Raw genomic sequence first — 25,273 nt, 5'->3', positions numbered from 1 at the left:
GTCTAGGGGGCGCGACGGGTGTCGTAGATCGTGATGCCGTGCGATCGGGCGAGGACGGGGGACGTGCGCAGCTCGCGCTTGGTGGCGGCGCTCAACCCGGTGGCACGGCGGATGAACAAGAACGCGTCGCCGGAACGCAAGTAGCTGCGGATGTCGCGTTGCCAGCGCTTGTTCGCCGGGCGGGCGTGCTCCTTTCCGGGCGGCCGGTCGACGTCGTAAGTGCGGCCGGAGACGTCCACCCAGTTGACGCAGCCGTTGGCCAGGCCGCGGCTCACCGCGTCCAGCTCGACCAGCGCCATCGGGGTGTCGGCCATCAGGCAGCGGACGTTCCGGACCCGGCTCGCCAGCGAGCGGCCGTCGAACGGGACGCTGATGGATCCGCGCGGGGTGGTGAAGATGATCGCCGTCGACACGGTGGCGCCGACGACGGTGGCCATCGCCAACGCGGTGCCGACGACCGCGATCCGGGAGCGGCACTGCGCGGCGGCGCCGGCCACCACCAGGGCAAGACCGACGGCGGCGAAGTCGGAGTAGTAGGAGATGTAGGCCGGAGCGAGCGCGAGCACGGCCAGTTGCGCGAGGGCGAGGACTACCGCGAGCCGGCACGCGGCGGTGCGCCAGGCCGACGCGGCCAACCCGAACAGCAACACGGCCAACACCGCCAGCACGGCCAGTCGAACGCTGCCGCCGACGTGCCCGTCAGCGAGGTTGACGGTGGACAGGTCGCCGGCGCGCAGCACGCGCGACCTCGTCGTTCCGTGCCGGTCGAGCTGATCGCTGACCAGCATCCGCCACATCGCTCGCGGAGCGGCGAGGAAGAAGGGGCCGTCGACGACGAGGAAGGTGGCCGCCGCGCCGGCGAGCGCGGCCAGCGCCGCCTGCCGAGGGCGGACGAAGAACTGCCAGCCGAGGACCAGCAGGGCCGGCACGATCCACCAGATCTTCACGCTCGCCGCGACCGCGACGGCCACCCCGCCAAGCACCAGTGCGCGCCTGCCTCGCTCGCCGGTCAGCGCGAGCAGGCCGAGCAGCAACGCGAAGTTGCCCATCGGTTCCAGCCGGATCGACCCCTCGGCGATGATCGAGCCGAACCAGACGCCGTAGAACAGGCCCCCGAGCACTGCTGCGAATTGGCCCAGACCCATTCGACGCGCGATCAGCACGACGAGCAGCGCGTTCACGCCAGCGAGCAGACAGAAGGCCGCGTTGGCAGTCATGAATGCGGCATGGTCGCCGACGAGCTGGCCGAGCCCGGCGAACGGCGTGAGCACGAGCATCAGGCCGGGCGGGTGCAGCAGCAGGAAGTCGCGGTACGGCAGCCGGCCGTGGATCAGCGCGTCGGCGGCCGTGTAGTAGACCGAGGCGTCGTAGCCGAAGTTGCCGGCGAAGCGGCCGGGGCTGTTGAGGACGTAGCCAAAGCGCAGGGCGGCGGCGACGACGAAGACGAGGGCGCCCCCGAAGCGAGTGACCCAGCGATTGGCCCGCAGCGCCAGAGTGCTGGCCGGGGCGTGAGTGGTGGCGATGACCGCAGAGTTTAGGGATCTGTCCTTAACGCTTGGCGAGCGGCGGCCGCTCGCCAACGTGGCCCCTGCTGGACGACCGGACTCACTGCGAGTCAGCCGATCAGGAGCGGACGGCCACGATGAGCGTCTGACCCGGCCGGATCAGCGAAGGGTCCTTGCCGATCGTGGTCTGGTTCCACTGGTAGATGGGCTGGTAGCCCTTCTGGTGGAACCAGTCGGCGATCACGAACAGGTTGTCACCCGGCTTGACCGTGTATTTGACGTACTTCGACGCGGCGGGCTTGCTTGCCTTTTTCGCGGCGGAAGCCGGCGTGCCGGCAGCCGATGCGCTGGCGCCACCCACCGGGGCGACCGTCTCGGGCGAGTTCTGGCTGACCGGCGAAAGCGAGTCGCTCGCCGTCGGCGCCGGAGCGGACGCCGACGAGCGCGGTGCGGGGTTGTTCGCTCCAGCGCTGTTCTTCGCCGCCGAGGCCGTCCCGTCGCCGTGGTTCACGAGCAGAAGAACCGACACGGTCGCTATCCCCACGATCAACAGGGCGAGGAATGCCGGTAGGAGGCCTCGGCGGCCGGCGGCCGCAGCGGCGCCGTGCCGACGGGTCTCTGGTGCTAGCTGATGGCGCGTGGACACCATGACCCCCGATCCTGGCGCGGCCACCGACTGACCGCGGTCGGACAGCTCAAGATCTGCCCATCACCTGGCGTCAGGTTGCCCCGATTTGCGTCACTCTATGCAATCGTCAGGATGCAACCACCTGGGCGAGAAGCGACGTCGAGCGCCGGTCGGGCACCTCAGCCAGACTCAGGCCGGCAACACGTCGGCGGCGCCGTGCTCGAGGCGCCAATCGAGCAGCGAATCCATCCGCTCGGTCCAGATGCGCATCATCGCCGGATCGTCGCGGCGGCGCGCTCGGCGCAGCCAGTACAGGGCTTCACAGATCTCCATGTCCGACCAGTGACCGGCGTCAAGCGCCTGACGAGTCGCAGGAGTGGTGTCGATGCTCGCGGTCATGCCTCGAGAATCGACGGGCCGGTCACGAAGTTGAGTGATTACGGAACGTTTGCACAACTCATTTTTCGTCACGCTCTGTTACGACCTCGAAGAGACGGTGGGCGCGTCGCCGCTCCGTCAGCATGACTAGCCGCGCCGGTCGCGCACCACGGTCGCCACCCGCTCTGCCGCGTCGGCGGCGTCCTCGTGTTCCCAGACCACGATCAGCTGCCATCCGGCGGCCGTCAGGGCCTGCTCGGCGGCGCAGTCGCGGGCCATGTTGCGCTCGGCCTTGGCCTGCCAGTACGTCGAATTGCTCGCTGGCGCCCGGTAGTGCTGCGGGCACCCATGCCAGAAGCAACCGCGCACCTCGACAGCCACCCGGGCGCGCCGGAACACGATGTCGGCTTGGTGCCGGCGCCCGGGCAGCGGCCGCACGCAGACCCGGTAGCGCAAGCCACGCGCGTGCAGCAGACGGCGCAGGGCCAATTCCGGACCGGTGTCGCGACTGCGATTGGCCTGCATGGAACGGCGCGTACCGGGGGAGGAGGCCCAGGACTCACGCACCCGCGCAGCGTAGTTCGCCGAGAAATCAGCGGCGCGCGGGTTTGCCGTGTGCGCCCTCGCGCTGCTCGTCACCCAGCGCGGCCTTGGCTCGATCGAGTTCAGCGCGGACGGACCGCACGCTGGCTTCCGCCTCGAGGACGCGACGCTCGAGATGTTCCAGGCGCTTACGCCTTTCGGCAGCCACCCACGTATCTTCCCACCATGCCCCCATGCGGAGAGTATTGCCCGGATGGACGAAACTAACAAGCACTTCACACGGGATTGTGAGCATAAACCTGATCGCGCTCGGCGGCGGGTTATGACAGTCGCCCGTTGTGAATACGGAAAGTCACCGGATGCAGCACAAAGTAATGAAAATAGTTCGGCTCGATTGGTGTAAAGCCAGCGTAAAGCGGTTATGCTTTGAGTAGAGATCGACACCCGGAACCGGCGGTCGGGGGACCTGCAGTAGCCGATTCCGTAGGTGACGACTGGCGACTCGTCCGGGGGGAACGAGGACGCAGCGGTCAACGCCTAAGGACGTGGACAGCCGGCTCGCATTCGGGGGAACGGGCCGGCTGTCCACCTCCACACTCATCCTGACGACGCCGCTCGCTGACGAGCCGGCAGCCTCAGCGCTGCGGGTGCGACACCCCGGGGATCGACGCGGCGAATTCCCCATCGGGCTCGGTGCCCAGCAGGGTCAGCGCGATGCGGGCCATCGTTGTGCGTGCCCAGCCGTCGTCAGCGCCGTCGCCCGGCTCGGCCAGCGCCACCCGGAAGCCGACGTACTCGAATGCGTGCAGCAGCACATCGATGTCCAATGCCAACGGTGGTGTGCGCCCCAACTGGCGAAACCGAGCCAGCAAACGTTCGCGCAGCATCGCCAACGTCCGCTCCCGGTGCGGCGACACCGGCGACGCCGGGTCATGCAGCTCGGCGAACAGCGGGCGCAGCGCGGGACCGTGGTCGCGCGCCCAGGCGAGATAGGCGTCGACGCCGTTCGCGACCATCTCGATTTCGTCCGCGGCGCGGTCGAGCGCGGCTTGCAGGCCGTCGACCAGCGCGAGGTCGGACGCGTCGAGCACCAGATGCAATGGCTGTTCGGCATTGGCGAAATAGCGGTAGAAGGTCGGCCGCGCGATACCGGCCCGCTCGATGATCAGCGCCACCGACAGCCCGCGTGAGCCGTGCTCGGCGAACACCTGCGCCGTGGCGGTCACGATCCGCGAGCGTGCCGCGGCGGTCGCCGCCTCGCTCTGCGGTCGCCGGCCGCGCCGAACCGCGCCGCGTGCGCCCGCGTGTCCACTCGGCGATGCGCCCGCCTTGACATCTGGGTGTGACACGGGTTTACGTTAACAGAGGTATTCGCGAAACAACAGTGTTCGCCGATCTGCGAGGGATCTGACTGCGATGACGGCAACCGTTCGCTCGAGTTCTACGTCCACCGCGCGCCGCCGCCTGGCGGGAGCCGCCCCGGCGCCGGTGCCGCCGCCGCGGCCGGACTGGTCGCTGCTGCCCGAGCGCGTCGCGGCGTTGGCCGAGCGGGCGAGCGCCGGGCACGCGCCGCCGGTCGAGACGTTCGCCCCGGCGACGGGCGCGAAGATCGCCGACCTGCCGCAGTCCGACGAGCGCGATCTGGACGACGCGTTTGCCCGCGCCGCGCTCGCGCAGCGCGAGTGGGCCGCGCGGCCGGTCGCCGAACGTGCCGCCGTGTTCGGCCGGCTGCACGACCTGATCCTCCGCCGGCAGGCGGAGATCCTCGACATCATCCAGACGGAGACCGGTAAGGCGCGCAGCCACGCGTTCGAAGAGGTCGTCGACGTCGCCATCAACGCCCGCTACTACGCCCGAACCGCCGCTTCGACCCTGCGCGATCACGCCCGCAGCGGCGCATTGCCGGTGTTGACGTCGGTGCGCGAAGTCCGGCACCCCAAGGGCGTCGTCGTCGTGATTTCGCCGTGGAACTACCCGCTCGCGCTGTCGGTGTCCGACGCGCTGCCGGCGCTGATCGCCGGCAACGCCGTCGTGTCCCGGCCGGACAACCAGACCGCGATCACCACGCTGTGGGCCCACGAACTGGCCGAGCAGGCCGGGCTGCCGCGCGACGTGTGGCAGGTCGTGCTGGGCCGCGGGCGCGACCTCGGTGCCCACCTCGTCCAGCGCGCCGACTTCGTCGACTACACCGGCTCCACGGCCACCGGCCGGGGCATCGCCGCGCAGGCCGCCGCGCAGCTGATCGGCTGCTCGCTCGAGCTGGGCGGCAAGAACGCGATGCTGGTGCTGGCCGACGCCGATGTCGCCAAGGCCGCGGCCGGCGCCGTCCGCGGGTGCTTCTCCTCAGCCGGACAGCTGTGCGAGTCGATGGAACGGCTCTATGTCAACGCCGCCGTGTACGACGACTTCGTCGCGGCGTTCGTCGCCAATGTCGCCGCGATGCGACTCGGCGCGAACCTGGCCTACGACTCCGACATGGGCTCGCTGACCTTTGCCCGTCAGCTCGAGACGGTGCAGGCCCACGTTGCCGACGCGGTGCGGCATGGAGCCACCGTGCTGTCAGGCGGCCGCGCGCGGCCGGATCTCGGGCCGTACTTCTACGAGCCGACCGTGCTCACCGGTGTCACCGCGCAGATGCGGGTGCACCGCGAGGAGACGTTCGGCCCGGTCGTGTCGGTCTATCGCGTCGAATCCGACGACGAGGCGGTCGAGCAGGCCAACGACACCCGGTACGGGCTCAACGCCAGCGTGTGGACGCGGAACACGGCGCACGGGCGCCGCGTCGCCGAGCGCATCCGCGCCGGAGCGGTCAACGTGAACGACGGGTACGCCGCGGCGTGGGGAAGCATCGACGCGCCGTCCGGCGGCGTCGGCGATTCGGGCCTGGGCCGTCGGCACGGCCGGGAGGGCATCCTCAAGTACACCGACGTGCAGACGATTGCGACGCAACGGCTGTTTCCGATCGCGCCCCTGCCGGGGATGTCGGATGCGATGTGGGCAAAGACCATGACCACGGCGCTGTGGGCGTTGCGGCGAATCGGCCGGAAGTAGGGAGTCGAGCGATGAAATCAGTGGCCGGCAAGACAGTGCTCGTCACGGGCGCGGCGATGGGCCTGGGCAAGCTGTTCGCGCAGACCGCGGTGCGGGAGAACGCCGCGACGATCGTGCTGTGGGACCTCAACGAAAGCGCGCTCAAGGACACCGCCGCCGAGTTCGAGGCGGCCGGCGCGACGGTGTTCACCGACGTCGTCGATGTGTCGTCGGCTGCGGCGGTTGCGCGCGCGGCGAAGCTGGTGCGCGCCGAGGTGGGCGACGTCCATGTCCTGATCAACAACGCCGGCATCGTGCGCGGCAACAAGTACTTCTGGGAAAGCGACGTCAAGGACACCACGGCCACGATGTCGATCAACGCCCTCGGGCCGATGTACGTGGCGCGCGAGTTCCTGCCGGCGATGGTCGCCGCGGACACCGATTGCCGCGTCGTGAACATCGCCTCGTCGGCCGGGCTGAACGCGGTGCCGCGGATGGCGGCTTACGCGTCGTCGAAGTGGGCCGCCGTCGGCTGGTCCGACTCGCTGCGTCTGGAGCTCGAGCAGGCCGGCCATTCGCACGTGCGCGTGACGACGGTCTGTCCGACCTACATCAACACCGGCATGTTCGAGGGCGCGAAGGGCATCTTGTTGACGCCGATGCTCGAGCAGGAGGACGTCGTCGCCGGGGCGTGGAAGGAGATGCTCAAGGGCTCACCGTTCTTGATCATCCCGTGGACCTCGCGGCTGAACAAGGTGCTCAGCGGCGTGCTGCCGGTGCCGCTGCGCGATCTGTGGCTGCGCCGGGTCGGCGTGTACGACTCGATGGCGCAGTTCACCGGACACGGCGAGAAGTCCTGACCCGCCGGCGTCAGGGCGATAGATCGGCGCGCAGTCGCGCGTGCAGGTGCATGTCGTGCCAGCCGTCGGCGTGTAGCGCTTGGCCGCGCTGGATGCCTTCGAGCGGATAACCCGCTCGCTCGGCCACCCGGCACGACGCGGGATTGCCAGTCGAATGCAGCAGCGTCATCCGGTGGAAGCCGAGCTCGCCGAACATCCACGTCGTGACCGCCGAGAGGGCTCGCACAGCCACGCCGCGACCGCGTGCTGCCGGCACGACCCAGTACCCGGCCACGCCGGTGCCGTCGTGCAGATCGAGGGGCCGGAAGGTGGTCCGGCCGACCAGCGTGTCACCGTCGGCGACGGCCCAGCCGGCGGCGGTCTCCGCAGCCCACCCGCGTGCCCAATCGCTCACCCACCCGGCCGCCTCGTCGTCGGTCAGCGAGCGGACGTGCCAGCGTTGGATTGCCTCGTCGGCGTAGGCGGCGGCGACCGCCGGAGCGTCCGACGCCAGCCAGGGCCGCAACGTCAGCTCGTCGACGACGAGGGTCGGTTGCGGGCGCGTGGCTAGCGAACCGGGCGCAACCGCCGGAGCGGCGAGACTGGGCATTCGCCGATGATGCCCGCCCCACCTGCGCCTGCCCACACGTCGTGGTCGATTTTGGAGATCGACTTCGACCATCTGGTGTGGGAGGACGAGAAGACCCGGCGCTCGGGCGGGACGGCACGCATCCGCTTGCGGGGGAAAACGGAGGTCGTGCCGTCCCGCCCTCCCAACCGAGCTGTGGACCGCCGCTGCGGCCACCCGCTCCTGATCGGCGCCGGCCGGCCCGACTGAAGCGCATCAGCCGCGGAATCCTGTGGTCGCGGTCACCGGGTGATCGGCAGGCACCGCTCGACGCTGGCGACCAGCGCGTCGGCGTACCGGCGCCGGTCTGCGCCGTCGAGGCCGGACCGGCCGGCGCTGTTGCCCCCGGCCTCGTTGTAGACCCACGGGACATCCGACAGCAACTGGACGAGCCAGATGTTGCCCGCAGCGAGCCCGCGCGTGCCGAGGTCGTAGCCGACGTCGCCGCGCAGCGCGACGTGCGTGTGTTCGACACGCGCGCGTTCCGCGCGGAAGATCGCGGCGTATTCCTTGCTGCGGGCGGCGACCGCCGCGTTCGTGAACCGGATCCTCTTCCCGGCGGCGGTGGCCCGGTAGTCGCCGACGGACTGGTAATAGACGGTGTTGTTGCCGCTGGCAAAGACGATTCCGCCGTTCGGGCCGGCCTGGTCATGGATGCTCAGCGCCAGGTCCGCATGCGCCCGGTTGGCGATGGCAGCGCGCTTGGCGAGTGACACGCGCGTTCGGACGGTGTTCTTGGTGAGCACCACCCGGTAGCCAGCCGACGTCAGCTTCTTCTCGACCAGCTGCGCGACTGCGAACACATCGTCCATCTCCGGCTCGTTCTCGTAGTCGGAGACGTCGAGTCCGGTGCGCCGGTCGATGGCGTGGATGGCGGGGCTGTGGCCGGGATCGAGCACGACCACCGGACGGCTGCTGTGCGCCGTCGTGGCTTCGGGCTGGCTCGGCGGCAGTCCCGGCGGAGCGGCTCCGCTGGAGCTCGCCGCCGGTGGCGTCGAGACGTCGGTAGCCGCCGAGGGACGTGGCGGGCTGGAGGTCTCGACCCGGGGCGGCGCCGAGGACGGCCCGCAGGCCGCGAGTGTTCCGGCGCACACGAACCCGACGCAGGCGACGGCGCCGACCGCGCGAAGCACGCGCCCGGGCCGGGCCGCGGTCACGGCGCGACTGGGCGAGACGGTCAGCGTGCGACGAGAGCGGGCTCAGCGGCAGACTGCGCGCGAAGAGGCGCCCCCATCTCGTGCAGATGCGCAAGCGCCGCGCGGTAGGACTCGATCAGCGACGTCTCGCAGTAGGGCACGCCGATCGATTCGCAATGCGCGCGCACGAGCGGTTGTGCCCGCCGCAGCGAGGCGCGCGGCATGTTCGGGAAGAGGTGGTGCTCAATCTGGTAGTTCAGCCCGCCGAGTGCGAAGTCGGTGAACATCCCGCCGCGGACGTTGCGCGAGGTCAGCACCTGGCGGCGCAGGTAGTCGAGGTTGTCGTTCGGCCCGATGATCGCCATGCCCTTGTGATTGGGCGCGAACGTGCTACCCATGTAGACACCCCACACGGCCTGGTGCACAGCGGCGAAAGCCAGCGCCTTCGTCGGCGACATGACGAGCAGCAGAAAGGTCACGTACAACACCGCGTGCAGCACGAGGCCGATGGCCTCGAAACGACGGCTGCCGCCGCGCGGGCTGCGATCGGAGTCCCCGCCGACGGCGATGACGCTCGCGACGTGCAGGTTGATGCCCTCGAGGGTGAGCAGCGGAAAGAACAGCCAGGCCTGTCGACGCGCGATGAACCCGCTGACCGCCCCATTCCGTTTCGCGGCCTGCGAAGCGGTGAACGCCAGCACGCCGTCGCCGACGTCGGGGTCACGCTCTTCGTGATTCGGATTGGCATGGTGCCGGTTGTGTGTGTCGAGCCACCAGCCATAGCTGAGGCCGACGAGGGCGTTGCCGAGGAACCGGCCGAGCGCGTCGTTCAGCCGGCGGCTGCTGAAGATCGCCTGGTGCCCCGCGTCGTGGCCGAGGAACGCGATCTGGCCGAACGCGATGCCGAAGACCGCGGCGGTCAGCAACTGCCACCATGAATTGCCGACCTCGACGATGGCAAAGCAGATCGCCGCGTACAAGCCGAGGGTCACCAGGCCGCGGATTGCGTATGACCCGAGGCGCCGGTCGAGCAGGCCGGCGTCTCGCACCGCCTTGATCAGCACGGTGTAGTCGCTGCCGGCCCGGTCCGTCGTCGCGTTCGTCATGCGGCGATGCTAAGCCACAGGGATCGCTCAAGAGTGCGGCCACGGCCACGCCCGCGGCGAATCACAACCGCGGGGAACACGGCTGCCTGGTTATAGTCGGCGCGACGCGTCATCTCGCGATCGCTGCGCAGCGGGCACGTTGCCGGATCCGGTGAACAAATCCGGAACTGGCTGGCAGACGTAGGAGCGCAAGGACCGGCGATGACCGAATTCACGTCAGGGGAACACGAGCCGCAGACGCCGGCGCGCGACCGCTCCCGCGACGACGACGACGATCTGCAGGAGAGCCTGGCCGACCTCGCCGGGCTGGTCGCCGGGCGTTTGGGCCTTGACGACATGCTGGCCCGAGTGGCCACCTTCGCCGCACACGCCATTCCGGGGGCGGACGGCGCCGGCGTCACCCTGCTGCGGATCAACGACGGTGACCACGAGGTCGAGGCGTTGGCGGCGAGCCACGACTTCGTCCGCGAGATCGACGAGATCCAGTACGTTCTCGTCGGCGAGGGCCCGTGTATCACGGCGGCGCTGGAATCGCGGACCGTGCGCTCGGGGTCGCTCGGCGGCGAGCAGATGTGGCCGCGGTTCGGCCCGCGCGTCGGACGGCTGGGAGTGCATAGCGCGCTGTCTCTCCCGCTGCTGCTGCCCGACCAGACGGTGGGCGCGATCAATGTCTACGCGCACGACAAAGACGTGTTCGACGATCACGCCGCAGAGCTGGGCGAGCTGTTCGCGACTCCCGCCGCCGTCGCGGTGTACAACGCCCAGATCCTCACGCAGGCGCAGACGCTCACCGCGCAGCTGCAGACCGCGTTGGCCACCCGTCCGGTCATCGATCAGGCGATCGGTTTGCTGCGCGGGCGCACCGGCGGAACCGTCGACGAGGCGTTCGCCCGCCTGCGCGCGATCAGCCAGAGCGAGCACGTCAAATTGGCGGCCGTGGCCCAGCGCATCGTCGACGACGCAGTTCGCCGCGCCCGTGCTCGGCATAGCGAGGCGTGACGAACGTGGCACGGAACCGTCAGCGCTGCTGCTGGCGGGCTAGGGTGGCCTACGAGGGGTGACTGACGAGCCGCGTCCTGTTCGCGGCTCGGACCCCTCACCGGCGCACCGGCGTTCCGCCGTGCTCGGAAGCCTGGCTGTTCATCCGCGCTCGGGAGCGCCAGCGGAGCACCCGCGTGGAAATCGCCGCAGCGCTCGCCGCCGACCTGCGCCTGCTCACCGAGGCGCTCGACGACGCCCGAGTGGACATCGCCGACACGTTGCGTCGGCTCGGCGCGAACGCGGCTGCGGTCGCGTCGTATCTGGGGCTGACCGTCACCGTGGCTGTCGCCGACGACCGGTTCAGCTTGACGTCGCTGGACCCGGCCGAGCCGATCCGGGCCTCGATGGCGCTGCCCCTGCCTGCTTCCGGTCTCGGTTCTGCGCGGTCCACCGCGGTGGTGATCCTCTACGCGGGGACAGCCGGCGCCTTCGTGGACCTCGCGGCGGACCTTTCCTGGCTGACTGGTCGCGACCTGGCCGATATGGACCTGGATGGGCAGCTGGTCGCGCCGCGAGAGGAGGCAGGCAGAGCCGTCGAGCCAGGCGGGCCCGACGTCGGCCGGTCGCTGCGCGCGACGTCGATCGTCAACCAGGCGGTGGGTGTGCTGATCGGCCGCGGGCGCACGCCGGAACAGGCCCTGGCCGAACTCGACGCGCTGGCTACCGCGCGTGGCGGCGACCAGGTCGGCGCAGCAGCAGCGCTGCTCGCGGCGCTGCCGAATTGAATCACCTACCCACCGGTGTAGCGTCGATGGTGCTGAGCAGCCCAGCCAGTCAGAACCGAGAACAGCCGTCCGCCGCTGAACTCCGCGAGCATTTGCTCCGCGCCTGACGCGTCGGTGAGGACCTTTCTCGAGGATCACCATGAACGTTGTCGTCATCGTCGTCGTGGTGGTCGCAATGCTGCTGCTGATCGGCGCGGCGTCGTCCGCGCGCATCGTCAAGCAGTACGAGGACGCCGTGCTGTTTCGGCTCGGCCGCCTGATCGGCGGCCGCCGCCGGCCCGACAGCCCCGGTGGCCCCGGTGGCCCCGGTGGCCCCGGTGGCGCCAGTGCTCCCGGTTCTGAGCAAGAACGTGGCGGCGTGACGGGCCTGCCCGGCCGCGTCGAGAACGAGGGCGGTCGAACGCTGCCGGCGTCGTGAAGCTGGCCATGCTCGGGCCGATCGCCTGGCGCACGCCGCCGCGCCACTACGGCCCATGGGAGCTCGTCACCAGCCTGCTGACCGAAGGCCTCGTGGCGCGTGGTGTGGACGTCACACTGTTCGCGACCCGAGACTCGCTCACCTCGGCCGTGCTGGACGGGGTGTCGCCCCGCGGCTACGAGGAAGACCCCACGATGGACGGGCGGGTGTGGGAAGCGCTGCACGCGTCGCATGCCTTGGCCCGCTCCGGCGAGTTCGACCTGGTGCACAACCAGATGGACTGGTTGCCGCTGGCCTTCCACGAACACTCACGCGCCCCGCTGCTCACCACGATCCACGGCTTCTCCGGCCCCGGCATCCTGCCCGCCTACGCCGCGTCGGGATCGGCCTTCGTCTCGATCTCGGACGCCGACCGCTCGCCCGGGCTCGACTACGCCGCGACGATCCACCACGGCATCGATCTCGCCGCGCTGCCCTATCGCGCCGTGCCGTCGGAGGAGCTGGTGGTGTTCGGCCGGGTGCATCCGGACAAGGGCACGGCGACGGCCATCGAAATCGCCCGGCGTGCCGGGCGACGGCTGATCATCTGCGGCATCGTGCAGGACGAGGGTTACTTCCGCTCGCACGTCGAGCCGCACGTCGACGGCGACCGGGTCGTGTTCCTCGGCTCGGTCGGCCCGGAACAGCGCGCGCAGGTGCTGGGGTCGGCGGCGGCGCTGCTGCATCCGATCGCGTTCGACGAGCCGTTCGGACTGTCGGTGGTCGAGGCGATGGCGTGCGGCACGCCGGTTGTCGCCTACGCGCGCGGCTCGATGCGCGAGGTCGTCGACGACGGGGTGACGGGCTACCTGGTCGACGACGTCGCGGCCGCGGTCGCGGCGGTGGCCGAAGCCGTCGCGCTCGACCGCGCCGCAGTGAGCGCGCAGGCGGCTCGCCGCTTCGGCGTGGCGCGGATGGTGTCGGACTACCTCGCGGTCTACGAACGGCTCGTGGACAGCGGGACTCGCGCCCTCTGATCGGCGGCCAGCAGCCGGTCGAGCAGTTCGGGGAGCGGGGCCCAGGCGACGCCGACCCGCGCGTCGTTCACCCCGTACGGCAACCAGAGCCGATCGTCGTGCACCAGGCCGCCGCACGAATACACGACGTTCGGCACATAGCCGTCCCGGTCAGCTGCTTCGGGCACGAGCAGCGGCTCGTCGAGTTGGCCGATGACTTTCGAGGGGTCGTCGAGGTCGAGCAAGATCGCGCCGATCGTGTAGACCCGCATGGCGCCCACGGCGTGGGTGAGCACCAACCAGCCGCGGTCGGTCTCGATCGGCGGCCCGCAGTTGCCGACCTGCAGCAGCTCCCACCTCGTCGCCGGCTGGTGCAACACGACCGGCTCGCCCCAGGTGCGGCCGTCGTCGGAGAACGCGAGACTGGTGCTCTCGCCGTCGGTGCGGCACAGCGCGGCGTGCCGGCCCGCGATCGTGCGTGGGAACAGCGCCATGCCCTTGTTGCGCGCCGCGCCACCGGCGAGCCGGTACGCCCGAAAGGTGCGCAGGTCCGCGCTGACGAGCAGCCGTGGGGCGATTCGCCGACCGTCGTAGGCGGTGTACGTGCCGCGGAATTCGACGGCGCCGTCGTCGTCGACGAACCGGGTGAATCGCGCGTCCTCCATGCCATTGCTCTCCTCGGCCGCGGAGGGGTGCAGCACTCGCTGGCTGAGCGCGACGTCATTGTCGAACGTCGCGGTGTATGCCGAGTCCACTGTGCGCCGGACGAGGTCGACGCTCGTGCCGCCGCCGGCACGCGACGTCAGCTCGGGATGCAGGCCGAGGATCGCGCGCTCGACGTCGGCGTTGTCGAAGCTGTCGGGCAGCGCGTCCAGCAGGGAACGGCCGAGCTCGTCCAGCTGGCCCTGGTCGCGCAGGACCGAACGCAGGTCCTCGATCGTCCAGCGGGCGTCCGACGTGGCGCCGGTGACGGCCGGCCGCGCCCGGGGCTCGAAGGACCAGGTCGGCCCGGGGCCGACCAGCGCGCTGCAGAAGCCGATCGAGGACAGGTGGCCCTCGCCGATCGCGCGCAGGCTGACCGCGCTGCGGATCTGGCCGGGCAGCACGCCGGACTGGTCGGGCGAGAGCACCGCGCTCGGGTTCAGCAGCGCCGCCGCCTCGGTCGAGTACTCCGACGTGAACGCGGCGCCCAGGACCTGCGTGCGAGCCACGGACAGCGGCGGCCGTTCGCTGAGGCGGGACGAGACGATCGAGGCGTGCCGATCGAGGACGTCTGCGTAGTTGCGGTGCCGGCCGGTGAAATCGCGCAACAGAGCGGCAGCAAGCTCCTCGATCTCGGTCTCGGGCAGCGCCATCACCCGAGCGACGATGGCCGCCGCGCGTGACTGCGTGCCGTGCTCCTCCTCGCCGGGCAGGAAAAGCTTCGCGATGACCCGCGCCGGGTCCGGACGAAGGTTGTCGGCGACCGCCTGCATCAACGGCGTGCGCGTCAACGACGCACCCATCAACGGCGCGGTCATCGTCGGCCGCGGACGCGCTGGGCCTGCTGCGCAGTGGCGAGCATCGCCAGCGTCGATTCGGCGCCCTGGTTCTGATTGCGGCCGGTGGGTTCGAGCCCGTCGTAGCCGCCGCCCGTCGCACCGTCGAACATCTCCGTGCGGCTGTCGTTGTTGCCGAGGAACCAGCCCCAGCACAACGCGACGGCGTCGTGCCAGCGCGGCTGATTGGTCGCCGCGTAGGCGGCCGCGCAGGCTTCGGCCATGGCCGCCACCTCGATCGGCTGCTGATCGAAGGCGGGGCCGACCTCACCCGGCGCGCGCCCCCCTGCCGCGGTGACCGAGAGGTGGTCGTCGACCGTCTCGAGGCCGAGCAGGAAACCCAACAGCTCAAGGCCGCGATCGAGCAGCGCGCGCTCGTCGAGCGTGTCGCCGGCAAGGATCAAAGCGTGCGCCACAGCCGCGTTCGCGTAGCGCAATCGAGGCTCAGGCCACAGCCAGGCGTCGTCTGGCGAGGCCGCCGACAGCAGGACGGCGCAATCGCGGACGAGGTGTTCGGCGGACTGCTCTTCCGGACTCGCCTGCAGCAGCCGGCCGGCGCCGAGGGCGGCGAACGCCATCGCCCGGTTGTGCGGTGAGCGGCGCTGCGCGGCGACACGGAACCCGCACAGCGCCCGGGCGCGCACATACGGCGTCGGCGCGCCGGCAGCGGCGACGCCGAGCCCCCAGACCGCCCGGCCCCACCAGTCGCCGAGCGACGGCTCGTCCTGCCACACGCCGGCCGCGCTCATTCGGTTGCGGCAGGCGCCGTCGTCGTCGAGCGCGCAGAGGACGAAATCGAGGTACAGCCGGGTCAGCCGGCGCAGGACCGGATCAGGCCTGGGTTCGCGGCTGACGACGACGAGCCCGCGCGCGACGTCGTCGACGCAGTACCCGTGCTCGAGGCGGGGCGAGTCGCGCAACGCGTGCTCGAACAACCCGCGTTCGTCGCTGAGCCGAGCCAGGTGGTCGAACACCGGGCGCGGCGGGCCGATCGCGGCCGAACTCACGCGGGGTCCACGCGGAATTGTGGAGCGTTCTTTGCGGAGCGATTTCGTGGGGTGACGATCACGCGGGGTCCACGCGGAATCGTGGAGGGTTCTTTGCGCAGCGATTTCGTGGGGTGGCGATCACGCCGCGACGCGCTCGCGGACGAGCTGCGACACCAGCGCGCGGTAATGCCCGGCCACCGCGGGCCAGACCAGCGCAGCGGTGCTCGACGCGGCCTTGGCCGACATCGAGGCCGAGAGGTCGCGCCTGGTCAGCACGGTGCGCAGGGCCTGGGCGATGGCCGCGGGGTCGCGGTGCGGCACGAGCAGCCCGGCGCCGTCCGCGAGCAGCTCTACAGCGTGCGGGAACGCCGTCGCCACGACAGGCTTGCCCGCCGCGACCGCCTCGATCAGCACGCCGGAGGTCACTTGGTCGGTCGAGTCGTAGGGGAGCAGCACGACGTCGGCCGAAGCGACGAGTTGGGCCAGCGCGGGCGCGTCGCGGTAGCGCGGGTCGAGCCGCACACTCGAGGCCAGGTTCAGCCGGTTGATCTGTTCGGTCAGCCCGTCGCGGTAGCGTTCGCCGAAGCGGGACAACACCTTCGGGTGGGTCTCGCCGGCCATCAGGTAGCGCGCTGTCGGGCGCAGGTCGGCGAGCAGCGCCATGGCTTCGATGCCCCATTCCAGGCCCTTGCCCGGACCGAGCAGCCCCCACGACAGCACCAGCGGACCGGCGCCGAAGGGCCGCCGTGAGGTCTCGGCTGTGCTGTTCATGACCGGCACCCCGTGCGGGATGATCCGCACCTTGGCGATGTCGATCCGGTAACCGGCCACCAGCCGGTCACGGGCGGTCGCGGTCATCGTGACCACCGCGTCGGCCGCCGCGACCACGGCCTCCAGGACCTGCCTCTGATGCGCCGACGGCTCGACGAGCACGGTGTGCAGCACCACCACAGTCGGCACCCGCACCTGGGCGAGCAGCCGCAAGATGTCCTCGCCGTCGCGGCCGCCGTAGACGCCAAACTCGTGCTGCACAATCACCGCGTCGCACCCGTTGAGCCGCTCGGCGGACAGCGCGATGCCGTCATGGTCGTCGCGCAGCCATTCGGCCCCCTGGTCGACGGCGGCGATCGGTCCGGGGTCGTCGAGCAGCCGGACGATCAACCCCTCGTCGGCGCAAGCACCGGTCAGGGCTTCGTTCAGCGACGCGGTGAACGTGGCCAAGCCGCACTGGGTCGGCGGGTAGGTGCTGACGAAACCGAATCGTTGTCCCAACGGAGTGTCACCTTCTGGTGGAGGGGGTGTCGAGCCACAGCGAAATGCCGCGACCGACTGGGCTGGACCGGGCCGTCGAATGCCGTATGCGGGCGTCAGCGCGCTGTCCGGACGGACGCGGTCGTCATCGTGCACACCACTTCGGCCCTTGTTGGGCGGTGTCGACGATCTCCGCGGACGAGGCCGGCGTGGGGGCCGGCGTGCGAAATGCCCTCGGTCGCCATTTACCCTACGCGGCGGAATGGGCAAAAAGTGCCGGACGCATTACGGAGTGTGCAACACTAACTACGGGTCGAGGTTGTTCTCGGTGCGCGCGGCGACACCCAACCTTCGAGTGCCCCTGCTGAGTTCGCCTCGCCAGGCCAGCGCGTGGCGCGAATCGGTCAGCCAATGTCGACAGAGTCCACAGCGGCCACACCCAGCCCGGGACCCGCTTGGCCGGTGCCGCGCGAGCTGCGACCTTTACCAGCCAGCGCCGTCGCAGAACCGGTCGCAGAACCGGTCGTCCAACCCTTCACCGCGTTGTTGGCCGACGTCGAGCCGCTCGGCCGGCAAGCGCTGTTGCTCATCTACGCCGAGGGCTTGACGCAGCGCCAGGCAGCACAGCGGATGGGCACGCCCTACCGAACGGTCGCCCGCGTCGTATCGGCCGCGATGCGCAGGATCTGTGCCGATCTCGAGGCGCACCAGGGACCCCGTGGCGCGAGCTGGCCGCCGGCGGAGACTGGCCAGCAGGCCTCGATCCGAATGGCTCGCGCCGGGCTCAAGTCACGTCGAGCTGGCGCGTGATGTGGAGTCCGACCGGGCCGCGCCGACGGCGTCCGGACTGGCGATGCGCGCCGCTTGTCCGGCAGGAACCCCGGCCGAAGGTTCTTTGCGAACACCGGCTTGCGCCCCAGTGCCCGCTCATCCTGCGGCGATATAGCTATTGACATGACGACGCTGCTGCCACCCGCGGCTCCACGCCGCGTCCCGGCTCGTCCGGCGCTCGGCGCACGCCCGTCATTCGGCAACCGATCCAGCGACCGGCGGCGGCGCGCCCGGATGGTCGCGCTGAGCACGGTTATCCGCCCGATCGGCGACGGCGTGACCGGCCGCGCCCGGGCCGCGCTGACCGCCGGCCGCTGACGACGCGATCGAGCCCGCCAGCACCGGGTCGAGAGGTTGCGGCCGTTTAGGCGGCTTCGTTGGACGCGGCCACTGGCACCGGGCATTCGATGTGCATCCACGGCGCGACTTCCGGCTCGTTGGACCGGTCCACCGACTGCCCCGGCATGATCGGACCACCACAGTCCCAGCACACGCCGCCGTCATCTTCTGCGATCCAGCTCATCCCGCACCTCCGCGCTCGCCCGAGCTGTCATTGTGGCCAGAATGTGCCCCTGCAAGCGGCGCGCCACACCGACAGCTGGCTGTGACCTTGCGCGGCGAGACGCGGCCGTCAACGGCCGATTTCGTGTCGTTGCGGATTGGAGCACGACCCCTCAGTGTCTGCCTGCTCGAGGAGGCAGCACGAGGCGTTCAGCGGAGTCGGGCCCGTCGAAGGCGTTGGTGTCCGTGAGCTGAGGATCACGGCCGACGGAGTCTTGGCTCGCGAACTCGTGGCGGTCGGGCCGGGCGCCGATCCCGCAGTGGCGGCGTTCGGTTCACTGGCCGGACGTGGTGTGATGGTCGCGCGTCACCCAGGCTCAGTTCGGGAGAATGTATGGACGAGGACGGGGCTGCGCCCACGTCGGCGGTTGGCGCGGACGCGTCCTCGGTCATCGAGGAGATGGCTGTCGGGTACGTGAGCCTGGATCGAACCTGGCGTATAACGCGGGTCAACGCGGCCGCGGAGGGCATCCTCGGCAAGACAGCGGGCGAGCTCCTCGGCCGCAACCTGTGGGAGCAGTTTCCTGGAGCCCGCGAGCTCGAGTTCGGCCGGGTCTATGAGTCGGTGATGACCACGCGACAACCGGCGTCCTTCGACGCGTGGTATCCCGTGCTGTCCGTGTGGTTCGAACTTCGGGTGCAGCCGACCCCGCATGGCATCGCGTGCTATTTCCTCGACGTGACGGCCCGCAAGCAGGCGCAGTCGCACGAGGCGCAGGCCGCCGAGCGGGCGCGATTCGTGGCGGGCGTCGCGGATGCCCTCGCCGGGAGTCTGGACGTCTTCTCCAACGTGGTGCGGCTCGCGCAGCTCGTGGTGCCCTACCTGGGCACATGGTCGATCGTGGCCGTCGCTGATCGCGCCGGCGTGTTTCAGGACATGAGCTCGTGGCATGCCGATCCGGCCCGGCGTCGGACGGTCGCCCAGTACATGAACGCCCGGCAGGCCGTCCCGCCGGGAACGATCGCCGAGGACGCGGTCAGCTCGCGCAAGCCGGCGGCGCTGATGACGAACGCGCACTCGGTGTTGCGTGTGCAGATGGCCGACGAAGATGTGCGGGCGTCGTTCGACGACCTGGCCCCGCACGCCGCAGTGGTCGTGCCGATGCTCGCGCGCGGGCGGACGGTGGGCCTGCTGTCGCTGTTCGCCGACGCGCCCTGGAGCGACGGCCAACTCGAGGTGGCCAAGGACGTCGCCTCCCGCGCCGCGCTGTCGATCGACAACTCGGCCGCCTACGAGCGCGCCCGGTTCGCCCGCGCCGAGGCGGAGTCGGCTCGGGCCGAGGCCGAGCGCGCGAACAAGCGGCTGGCGCTGTTGGCGCGGGTGAGCGAGGCGCTCACGGCCAATGCCGACCCTGATGTCGCAGTCGGCAACCTTGCCCGCCTGGTCGTGCCAGACCTCGCCGACTGGAGCCTGGTGACCGTGGTTGACGAGGACCACGCGCTACGCGACATCGGCGTCGCCCACCGCGATCCGAAGCGTCAGCCGGAGGTTGAGAACTACGCCTCGCGGCGCAGCGTGGCGAAGAATGAGAACGCGCCGCTCGCCACGGTGCTGCGTACCGGCGAGCCGGTCGTCTTCGCGAACATGAGCGACGACGAGCTGGCAGCTGCGCAAACCGACCCGGCCGTCCGCGCGCTCGTCCGCGCGCTCGAACCCCATGGTGTCGCCTACATCCCGCTGACGGCGCGCGGCCGGGTGTTCGGTGTGTTGACCCTCGTGACCACCCACGAGCGGGGCGCCCACCAGCCGGATGAGATCGAGGCCGCCCTGGAGATCGCAGATCGCGCCGGGCCGGTGCTGGATGGCGCGCGAGCGGCCCACCGCGCGCGCCGGCTGGCGGAATCTGTCCAGCGCAGCGTGTTGGCGACGCCGCCCGCAGGCCCCGGGTTAGAGGTGCGGACGCGCTACCGGCCGGCTCAGCTAGACCACGAAGTGGGCGGCGACTGGTATGACCACTTCGACCTTCCGGAGGGGTCGACCGTCGTGACGATCGGCGATGTCATGGGGCACGACGTCGCGGCGATCGCGGCGATGGCGCAGCTGCGCACCCTTATGCGGGCGGCTGCCTGGACCGGGCGGCATTCCCCGGCGGACGTGCTCACTGCCACCGACAGCGCCAGCCGGGCGCTCGGGCCTGGCACCTTCGCCACCGCCCTGACCGGCGAGCTGGAACGCGCCGGCGCTGCAGGCTCGGTGGCGTTTCGCTGGTCGAACGCCGGCCATCTCGCGCCGGCCGTCCTCGACCGCGACGGCGTCGTGCGCTTTCTCACGACCGATGTCATCGATGTCCCGCTCGGCGTCATGCCCGCCGCGAGCCGCCGGAATCACGCCGCGACACTGGAGCCGGGGTCGATGCTGCTGCTGTACACCGACGGGCTCGTCGAGCGCCGCGACCGCGACCTCGACGTCGGCCTGGCCCGCCTCGCCGACGTCATGCGCGCGACCAGCGACGACGACCTCGACACTGTGCTGGACCGGCTGCTGAGCGAGATGGGCGCCGACGACCCGTACAGCGACGACGTTGCCCTGCTCGCAGTGCGAATCGGCGCGGTGCACCGCTAGTGCCGCGACACCGGGTCCGACTCGCGACAACACAAGCCAGCCGATAAGCACTGCCCGATAACCCGACCGCCGCGGACGCGGCCCGCGAGGGCCTCGCCGGTCATCTGTGCGGTCGCAGTCCTTGAGTTCGTCGAAGGCGATCTCAGCACAGCGCCCCATCGCGCGTCGGCGCTACTGCGGGCCCTTTCAGTCCAGGGGGCTTGCCCACCAGGGACACGTTCGCCAGCTTCGCTGCGCGAGCGACTGAACGCGATGCCTTGGACGTGCTCGCCGAGATGCGTGACGAGTGATCGCCTATCTGGACACATCCGCGGCGCTGCGCGTCTTGACGGTCAGCCCCGATGCGGCGCTCGCCGCGCTGACCGAACACACGGCGCGTTACCTCGACGACCTCCTCGACCGCGGCGAGACCCTCGTCTCGTCGGTCCTGCTGCGCACCGAGATCCTTTGCCAGGTCAACCGGCAGCCTGAAATCGACACGAACGAGGCCGATGTGCTCGTGGGCATGGTCAACCTCGCGCAACTCGACGCGAGCGATCTGCACGATGCACCGAACGCGCCGGGCAGACTGCGGACGTTGGACGCGATCCATCTGACGGCCGCACTGCGCATCGGGGCAGATGTGATGATCGCCTATGACGAAGAACTACGACGAGCTGCGCAGGCTGCCGGCTTGCGGGTCGGACCGGAACCCATCTGACGATGTCCCGAGACTTCGATCGGTGTCCGAGGGGGGACTTGAACCCCCACGCCCTAAAACGGGCACTAGCACCTCAAGCTAGCGCGTCTGCCATTCCGCCACCCGGACGAGTGTGTCGCCGAGTTTACTCGACCGCCCCGGCGGGTTAAACGCACCGACCGGCGGCGGCGGAACTGGTAGGAACGAGGCATGAGCCGGCCGTCGGAGTCTGTCACCGCGCAGGACGAGGTCGTCGAGCTGCTGGTCGACCTGATTCGGATCAACACCTCCAACCCCACCCATCCGGAGCGGCCGGCGGCGGAGTGGGTGGCCGCGAAGCTCGACGAGGTCGGCATCGAGTCGCAGATCATCGAGGCCGCCCCTGGGCGGGCCTCGACGATTGCGCGAATTGCCGGGGCGGACTCGTCCCGTCCGCCGCTGCTGATCCACGGCCACCTGGACGTCGTCCCGGCCGACGCCAGCGAGTGGTCCGTCGACCCGTTCGCCGGCGAGGTGCGCGACGACCACGTGTGGGGCCGGGGCGCGGTCGACATGAAGGACATGGACGCGATGACCCTCGCGCTCGTCCGCGAGTGGGCCCGCGCCGGACGCACGCCGCCACGCGACATCGTGCTGGCCTTCGTCTCGGACGAGGAAGCCGGCGGACGCGAGGGTGCCCACTACCTGGTCGACCGCCATCCAGAGCTGTTCGCCGACTGCACCGAGGCGATCAGCGAGGTCGGCGGCTACAGCGTCAGCCTCGACGAGGCCCACCGCCTCTATCTGATCCAGACCGCCGAGAAGGGCATCAACTGGCTGCGGCTGCGCGCGTCCGCGCCGCCCGGACACGGCTCGATGGTGCACGAGGTCAACGCCGTCACCCGGCTCGCCGACGCGGTGTCGCGGATCGGCAACCACGAGTGGCCGGTCGAGATCACCGACACCGTCCGCGCGACCGTCGACGGGCTGAACGCGGTGACCGGCAAGAACTTCGAAGCCGACGACGTCGAGGCGTGGCTTCCGCTGCTCGGCGGCGCAGCGCGGATGATCGGCGCGACGGTGCGCAACACCGCGAACCCGACGATGCTCGAGGCTGGCTACAAGGTGAACGTGATCCCCGGCCGGGCCGAGGCGAGCATCGACACCCGCTTCGTGCCCGGGGCGGAAGAGCGCATGCTCGCCGTGCTCGACGAGCTCGCCGGCGAGGGCATCACGCGGGAGACGATCCACAACAACATCGCCGTGGAGACGCCGTTCGAGGGCGCGCTCGTCGATGCGATGGCGGCCTCGCTGCGCGCCGAGGATCCGGGCGCGCACCCGGTGCCCTACCTGATGAGCGGCGGCACCGACGCGAAGTCGTTCTCCACCCTAGGCATCCGCTGCTTCGGCTTCGCGCCGCTCCGGCTGCCGTCCGAGCTCAACTTCATGGCGCTGTTCCACGGCATCGACGAACGCGTGCCGGTGGACGCGCTGAAGTTCGGCGTCCGCGTGCTAGACCGGTTGCTCGCAGCCTGCTGACGCACGTGCTGCTCACCGAAGTCGCGGCCGCCTCCGCCGAACTCGCGGCGACGACTTCGCGCTTGGCGAAGTCGGCTCGGCTCGCGACCGTCCTGGCCGAGACGGCTGAAGGTGAGCTCGAGACCGTCGTGGCCTGGCTGTCCGGCGAGCTGGCGCAGCGGCAGATCGGTGTCGGCTGGGCTGCGCTGCGCACGGTGCCTGCGCCAGCCGCCGAGCCGTCGCTCACCGTCACCGGGGTCGACGCGATCTTGACGGAGATCAAAGGCGTTCGGGGAGTCGGGTCGCAGGCACGGCGAGCGGCGCTGCTGGCCGGGCTGTTCGGCGTCGCGACGCCGGGGGAGCAGGTGTTCCTGCGCCGGCTGCTCGGCGGCGAGCTGCGGCAGGGCGCGTTGCTCGGCCTCATGGCCGACGCCATCGCGCGGGCGTTCGACGTTCCGCTGGCCGGGGTGCGGCGGGCCGCGATGCTCGGGGGTGCGCTGCCCGCGGTGGCCTACGCGGCAAGGAAAGGAGGCGCGGACGCGCTCGCGGAGTTCCGGCTGCAGGTCGGTCGGCCGGTCGGGCCGATGCTCGCGCAGCCGGCCTCGGACGTCGGCGACGCGCTCGCCCGGCTTGGCGGACGAGCGGTGTTCGAGGCCAAGCTGGACGGCGCCCGGGTGCAGATCCATCGCGCCGGCGACGACGTGCGGGTGTGGACCCGCAGCCTGGACGACGTGACCAGCCGGTTGCCCGAGGTTGTGGCCGCGACCCGGGCACTGAAAGTGACCGATCTGGTGGCCGACGGCGAGGCGATCGCGCTGCGGTCGGACCGGCGGCCACAGCCGTTTCAAGTGACGGCGTCGCGCTTCGGGCGCAGCGTCGACATCGCGGCGGCACAGGGCGCCCAGCCATTGTCGGTGTTCTTCTTCGACGTCCTGCACGTCGACGGCGCCGACCTGCTCGACGAGCCGCTGGAGCGGCGCGCGGCGGTGCTCGCCGACCTCGTCCCGGCCGGCCAGCGCGTCGACCGGCTCGTCACCTCGGACGAGGCCGAGGCGCGGCGGTTCCTCGACGCGACGCTCGCTGCCGGCCATGAGGGCGTCGTGGCCAAAGCCCTCGACGCCCCGTATGAAGCCGGCCGGCGCGGAGCGAGCTGGCTCAAGATCAAACCGGTGCACACGCTCGACCTCGTGGTGCTGGCGGTCGAGTGGGGGTCCGGCCGGCGGACCGGCAAGCTGTCGAACATCCACCTCGGCGCGCTCGACCCCCATACCGGCGGGTATGTGATGCTCGGCAAGACGTTCAAAGGCATGACGGACTCCATGCTCGATTGGCAGACGCGGCGTTTCACCGAGCTCGCCGACGGGCCGACCGACGGGTACGTGGTGCAGGTGCGGCCCGAACAGGTCGTCGAGATCGCGTTCGACGGATTGCAGGCGTCGACCCGCTATCCGGGCGGGGTTGCGCTGCGTTTCGCGCGCGTCCTGCGCTACCGCGACGACAAATCGGCCGCCGAGGCGGACACCATCGACACGGTGCGCGCCTTCCACGTCGAGTAGCAAAGCCTGGGGTAAGTCCGCGTTCAGCCCATCGACTTCGCCCCGTCGATCGACTCGCGGATGATGTCGGCGTGGCCGGCGTGCTGCGCGATCTCGGCAATCACATGCAGCACCACCCGCCGCGCTGACCACCGTGCGCCCGGCTGGAACCACGGCGCCTCTGGCAGCGGCTGCTCGGCGTCGAGATCGGGCAGCTCGCGGAGCAGCTCGTCGGTGCTCCGCGCGACGTCGTCATAGGCCGCGAACAGCCCTTCAACCGTCTCGCCCTCGGCCATGTGAAAGCCGGCCATCCACGCCGCCATCGCCTGCTCGTCCGAGCCGCTCATCGCGGACGGCCCGTGAACGATGAACTCGGCCCACTGCCGCTCGGCCATGGCCACGTGCTTGATCAGCCCGGCGAGCGACAGCTCGCTCGCCGTGCTGCGCTGGGCGGCCTGCTCGTCGGTGAGCCCGCGCAGCGTGTTGCGCAGGAAGAACCTCTGACGATTCAGCGACTCGACGAGATCGGCCCGCTCGCGGTCCGGCTGTTCTGTTCTGGTCATGTGCGGATTCTGCAGCGCGGGTCTGACATCAGCGTCGTCCGCCCGGGGCAGGGCCGTGGCAGCGGCGTCGCTCAGGTCGACAAGCCGGGCAGCGGGACGGCGGTCTTGCGCCGCTTGCGCCGCAGTGTGACCCGCCGGCTGCCGTCCGTGTACCGGACGACCCGGGCCAGCTCCCAACCGCCGAACTCCGCGTGCAGCGACAACTGCGCCGCCGCGTTCAGCCGGGTCACCTCGGCCGGGATGCGCAGCGGCGCGTATTCCCACTCGGGCTCGGCACCGTCCATCGCGACCATT

The 25,273-nt window shown here is 70.5% G+C and carries 27 protein-coding genes and 1 tRNA gene; 12 read left to right on the top strand and 16 right to left on the bottom strand.

The genetic code is table 11. The annotated features are described in order from the left end of the window. Positions 1-2: 2 nt before the first annotated feature. The 6 genes from ACFFBG_RS04155 to ACFFBG_RS04130 form a co-directional block, all read right to left on the bottom strand. A complete protein-coding gene (locus ACFFBG_RS04155) occupies positions 3-1,580 on the bottom strand; it encodes a hypothetical protein (RefSeq protein ID WP_375475865.1) in 1,578 nt (525 codons plus the stop codon). A 43-nt stretch (positions 1,581-1,623) separates the two neighbouring features. After that, entirely contained in the window at positions 1,624-2,034 is a 411-nt protein-coding gene (locus ACFFBG_RS04150) for a LysM peptidoglycan-binding domain-containing protein (RefSeq protein WP_375475863.1), read from the bottom strand. Positions 2,035-2,322: 288 nt separating this feature from the next. After that, positions 2,323-2,532 carry a hypothetical protein gene (locus tag ACFFBG_RS04145; protein WP_375475861.1) on the bottom strand — a complete coding sequence of 70 codons (210 nt, stop codon included), beginning with the start codon at positions 2,530-2,532 and terminating at the stop codon, positions 2,323-2,325. A 126-nt stretch (positions 2,533-2,658) separates the two neighbouring features. Next, complete coding sequence (locus ACFFBG_RS04140) at positions 2,659-3,036, bottom strand: very short patch repair endonuclease (RefSeq protein ID WP_375475859.1); 378 nt, start codon at positions 3,034-3,036, stop codon at positions 2,659-2,661. Between the two features lie 67 nt (positions 3,037-3,103). Further along, positions 3,104-3,262 carry a hypothetical protein gene (locus tag ACFFBG_RS04135; protein ID WP_375475857.1) on the bottom strand — a complete coding sequence of 53 codons (159 nt, stop codon included), beginning with the start codon at positions 3,260-3,262 and terminating at the stop codon, positions 3,104-3,106. 427 nt (positions 3,263-3,689) lie between these two features. Continuing rightward, a complete protein-coding gene (locus ACFFBG_RS04130; RefSeq protein ID WP_375475855.1) occupies positions 3,690-4,403 on the bottom strand; it encodes a TetR/AcrR family transcriptional regulator in 714 nt (237 codons plus the stop codon). 67 nt (positions 4,404-4,470) lie between these two features. Here ACFFBG_RS04130 and ACFFBG_RS04125 point away from each other — a divergent pair, with 67 nt between their 5' ends. Together ACFFBG_RS04125 and ACFFBG_RS04120 are read left to right on the top strand one after the other, a co-directional pair. Beyond that, the gene (locus ACFFBG_RS04125) at positions 4,471-6,105 is read left to right on the top strand and encodes a succinic semialdehyde dehydrogenase (protein ID WP_375475853.1); all 1,635 of its coding nucleotides are present in this window, start codon (positions 4,471-4,473) and stop codon (positions 6,103-6,105) included. A gap of 11 nt (positions 6,106-6,116) precedes the next feature. Next, positions 6,117-6,944, top strand: coding sequence for an SDR family NAD(P)-dependent oxidoreductase (locus tag ACFFBG_RS04120; protein WP_375475851.1), 828 nt, complete (start codon positions 6,117-6,119; stop codon positions 6,942-6,944). Between the two features lie 10 nt (positions 6,945-6,954). Here the strand turns inward: ACFFBG_RS04120 and ACFFBG_RS04115 are convergent, their stop codons facing one another. The 3 genes from ACFFBG_RS04115 to ACFFBG_RS04105 form a co-directional block, all read right to left on the bottom strand. Next, on the bottom strand, positions 6,955-7,533 hold the full coding sequence (locus tag ACFFBG_RS04115; protein WP_375475849.1) for a GNAT family N-acetyltransferase: 579 nt from the start codon (positions 7,531-7,533) through the stop codon (positions 6,955-6,957). Between the two features lie 260 nt (positions 7,534-7,793). Then, positions 7,794-8,708, bottom strand: coding sequence for an N-acetylmuramoyl-L-alanine amidase (locus tag ACFFBG_RS04110; RefSeq protein ID WP_375475847.1), 915 nt, complete (start codon positions 8,706-8,708; stop codon positions 7,794-7,796). A gap of 20 nt (positions 8,709-8,728) precedes the next feature. Then, positions 8,729-9,793, bottom strand: a complete 1,065-nt coding sequence (locus ACFFBG_RS04105) for a fatty acid desaturase family protein (RefSeq protein ID WP_375475845.1) — start codon at positions 9,791-9,793, stop codon at positions 8,729-8,731. Positions 9,794-9,994: 201 nt separating this feature from the next. Here ACFFBG_RS04105 and ACFFBG_RS04100 point away from each other — a divergent pair, with 201 nt between their 5' ends. From ACFFBG_RS04100 to ACFFBG_RS04085, 4 genes are all read left to right on the top strand, one after another. Next, positions 9,995-10,792, top strand: coding sequence for an ANTAR domain-containing protein (locus ACFFBG_RS04100; RefSeq protein WP_375475843.1), 798 nt, complete (start codon positions 9,995-9,997; stop codon positions 10,790-10,792). Positions 10,793-10,968: 176 nt separating this feature from the next. Beyond that, positions 10,969-11,559, top strand: coding sequence for a hypothetical protein (locus tag ACFFBG_RS04095; RefSeq protein WP_375475841.1), 591 nt, complete (start codon positions 10,969-10,971; stop codon positions 11,557-11,559). 175 nt (positions 11,560-11,734) lie between these two features. Further along, positions 11,735-11,977, top strand: coding sequence for a hypothetical protein (locus tag ACFFBG_RS04090; protein WP_375475839.1), 243 nt, complete (start codon positions 11,735-11,737; stop codon positions 11,975-11,977). Further along, positions 11,974-12,993 carry a glycosyltransferase family 4 protein gene (locus ACFFBG_RS04085; protein WP_375475837.1) on the top strand — a complete coding sequence of 340 codons (1,020 nt, stop codon included), beginning with the start codon at positions 11,974-11,976 and terminating at the stop codon, positions 12,991-12,993. The genes ACFFBG_RS04090 and ACFFBG_RS04085 overlap by 4 nt, the downstream gene beginning before the upstream one ends. On the opposite strand, the gene ACFFBG_RS04080 is transcribed toward ACFFBG_RS04085, so the two are convergent. From ACFFBG_RS04080 to ACFFBG_RS04070, 3 genes are all read right to left on the bottom strand, one after another. Next, positions 12,954-14,465 carry a glycoside hydrolase family 130 protein gene (locus ACFFBG_RS04080; RefSeq protein WP_375475835.1) on the bottom strand — a complete coding sequence of 504 codons (1,512 nt, stop codon included), beginning with the start codon at positions 14,463-14,465 and terminating at the stop codon, positions 12,954-12,956. The two genes, ACFFBG_RS04085 and ACFFBG_RS04080, sit on opposite strands and share 40 nt — an antisense overlap. 23 nt (positions 14,466-14,488) lie before the next feature. Further along, positions 14,489-15,517, bottom strand: a complete 1,029-nt coding sequence (locus ACFFBG_RS04075; protein ID WP_375475833.1) for a glycosyltransferase — start codon at positions 15,515-15,517, stop codon at positions 14,489-14,491. A 120-nt stretch (positions 15,518-15,637) separates the two neighbouring features. Continuing rightward, complete coding sequence (locus ACFFBG_RS04070; protein WP_375475831.1) at positions 15,638-16,771, bottom strand: glycosyltransferase; 1,134 nt, start codon at positions 16,769-16,771, stop codon at positions 15,638-15,640. Between the two features lie 390 nt (positions 16,772-17,161). Between ACFFBG_RS04070 and ACFFBG_RS04065 the strand changes: the two genes are divergently transcribed. After that, positions 17,162-17,560, top strand: coding sequence for a sigma factor-like helix-turn-helix DNA-binding protein (locus tag ACFFBG_RS04065; RefSeq protein WP_375475829.1), 399 nt, complete (start codon positions 17,162-17,164; stop codon positions 17,558-17,560). Between the two features lie 144 nt (positions 17,561-17,704). Beyond that, a complete protein-coding gene (locus ACFFBG_RS04060) occupies positions 17,705-17,899 on the top strand; it encodes a hypothetical protein (RefSeq protein WP_375475828.1) in 195 nt (64 codons plus the stop codon). 46 nt (positions 17,900-17,945) lie between these two features. Here ACFFBG_RS04060 and ACFFBG_RS04055 read toward each other — a convergent pair whose 3' ends face one another. Further along, on the bottom strand, positions 17,946-18,104 hold the full coding sequence (locus tag ACFFBG_RS04055) for a hypothetical protein (protein ID WP_375475827.1): 159 nt from the start codon (positions 18,102-18,104) through the stop codon (positions 17,946-17,948). A 372-nt stretch (positions 18,105-18,476) separates the two neighbouring features. Here ACFFBG_RS04055 and ACFFBG_RS04050 point away from each other — a divergent pair, with 372 nt between their 5' ends. Then, complete coding sequence (locus ACFFBG_RS04050; RefSeq protein ID WP_375475825.1) at positions 18,477-20,705, top strand: SpoIIE family protein phosphatase; 2,229 nt, start codon at positions 18,477-18,479, stop codon at positions 20,703-20,705. A gap of 286 nt (positions 20,706-20,991) precedes the next feature. Beyond that, positions 20,992-21,405 (top strand): type II toxin-antitoxin system VapC family toxin, encoded by a 414-nt coding sequence (locus ACFFBG_RS04045; RefSeq protein ID WP_375475823.1) that lies wholly within the window; start codon positions 20,992-20,994, stop codon positions 21,403-21,405. 23 nt (positions 21,406-21,428) lie between these two features. On the opposite strand, the gene ACFFBG_RS04040 is transcribed toward ACFFBG_RS04045, so the two are convergent. Next, a tRNA-Leu gene (locus ACFFBG_RS04040) sits at positions 21,429-21,513 on the bottom strand. Positions 21,514-21,594: 81 nt separating this feature from the next. On the opposite strand from ACFFBG_RS04040, the gene ACFFBG_RS04035 reads away from it, so the two are divergent. Together ACFFBG_RS04035 and ACFFBG_RS04030 are read left to right on the top strand one after the other, a co-directional pair. Next, the gene (locus tag ACFFBG_RS04035) at positions 21,595-22,902 is read left to right on the top strand and encodes a M20/M25/M40 family metallo-hydrolase (RefSeq protein WP_375475821.1); all 1,308 of its coding nucleotides are present in this window, start codon (positions 21,595-21,597) and stop codon (positions 22,900-22,902) included. A gap of 5 nt (positions 22,903-22,907) precedes the next feature. After that, complete coding sequence (locus ACFFBG_RS04030; protein ID WP_375475819.1) at positions 22,908-24,437, top strand: ATP-dependent DNA ligase; 1,530 nt, start codon at positions 22,908-22,910, stop codon at positions 24,435-24,437. 23 nt (positions 24,438-24,460) lie between these two features. On the opposite strand, the gene ACFFBG_RS04025 is transcribed toward ACFFBG_RS04030, so the two are convergent. Together ACFFBG_RS04025 and ACFFBG_RS04020 are read right to left on the bottom strand one after the other, a co-directional pair. Beyond that, on the bottom strand, positions 24,461-24,979 hold the full coding sequence (locus ACFFBG_RS04025) for a DinB family protein (protein WP_375475817.1): 519 nt from the start codon (positions 24,977-24,979) through the stop codon (positions 24,461-24,463). Positions 24,980-25,050: 71 nt separating this feature from the next. Then, positions 25,051-25,263, bottom strand: coding sequence for a DUF5703 family protein (locus tag ACFFBG_RS04020; protein WP_375475816.1), 213 nt, complete (start codon positions 25,261-25,263; stop codon positions 25,051-25,053). Between the last annotated feature and the right edge of the window lie 10 nt (positions 25,264-25,273).

The sequence above is a fragment of the uncultured Jatrophihabitans sp. genome, assembly GCF_964251945.1.
Classification (GTDB): Bacteria; Actinomycetota; Actinomycetes; order Mycobacteriales; family Jatrophihabitantaceae; genus Jatrophihabitans.
The sequence above is the reverse complement of the archived record's forward strand: the minus strand, read 5'-3'. Positions and strand labels throughout refer to the sequence as shown.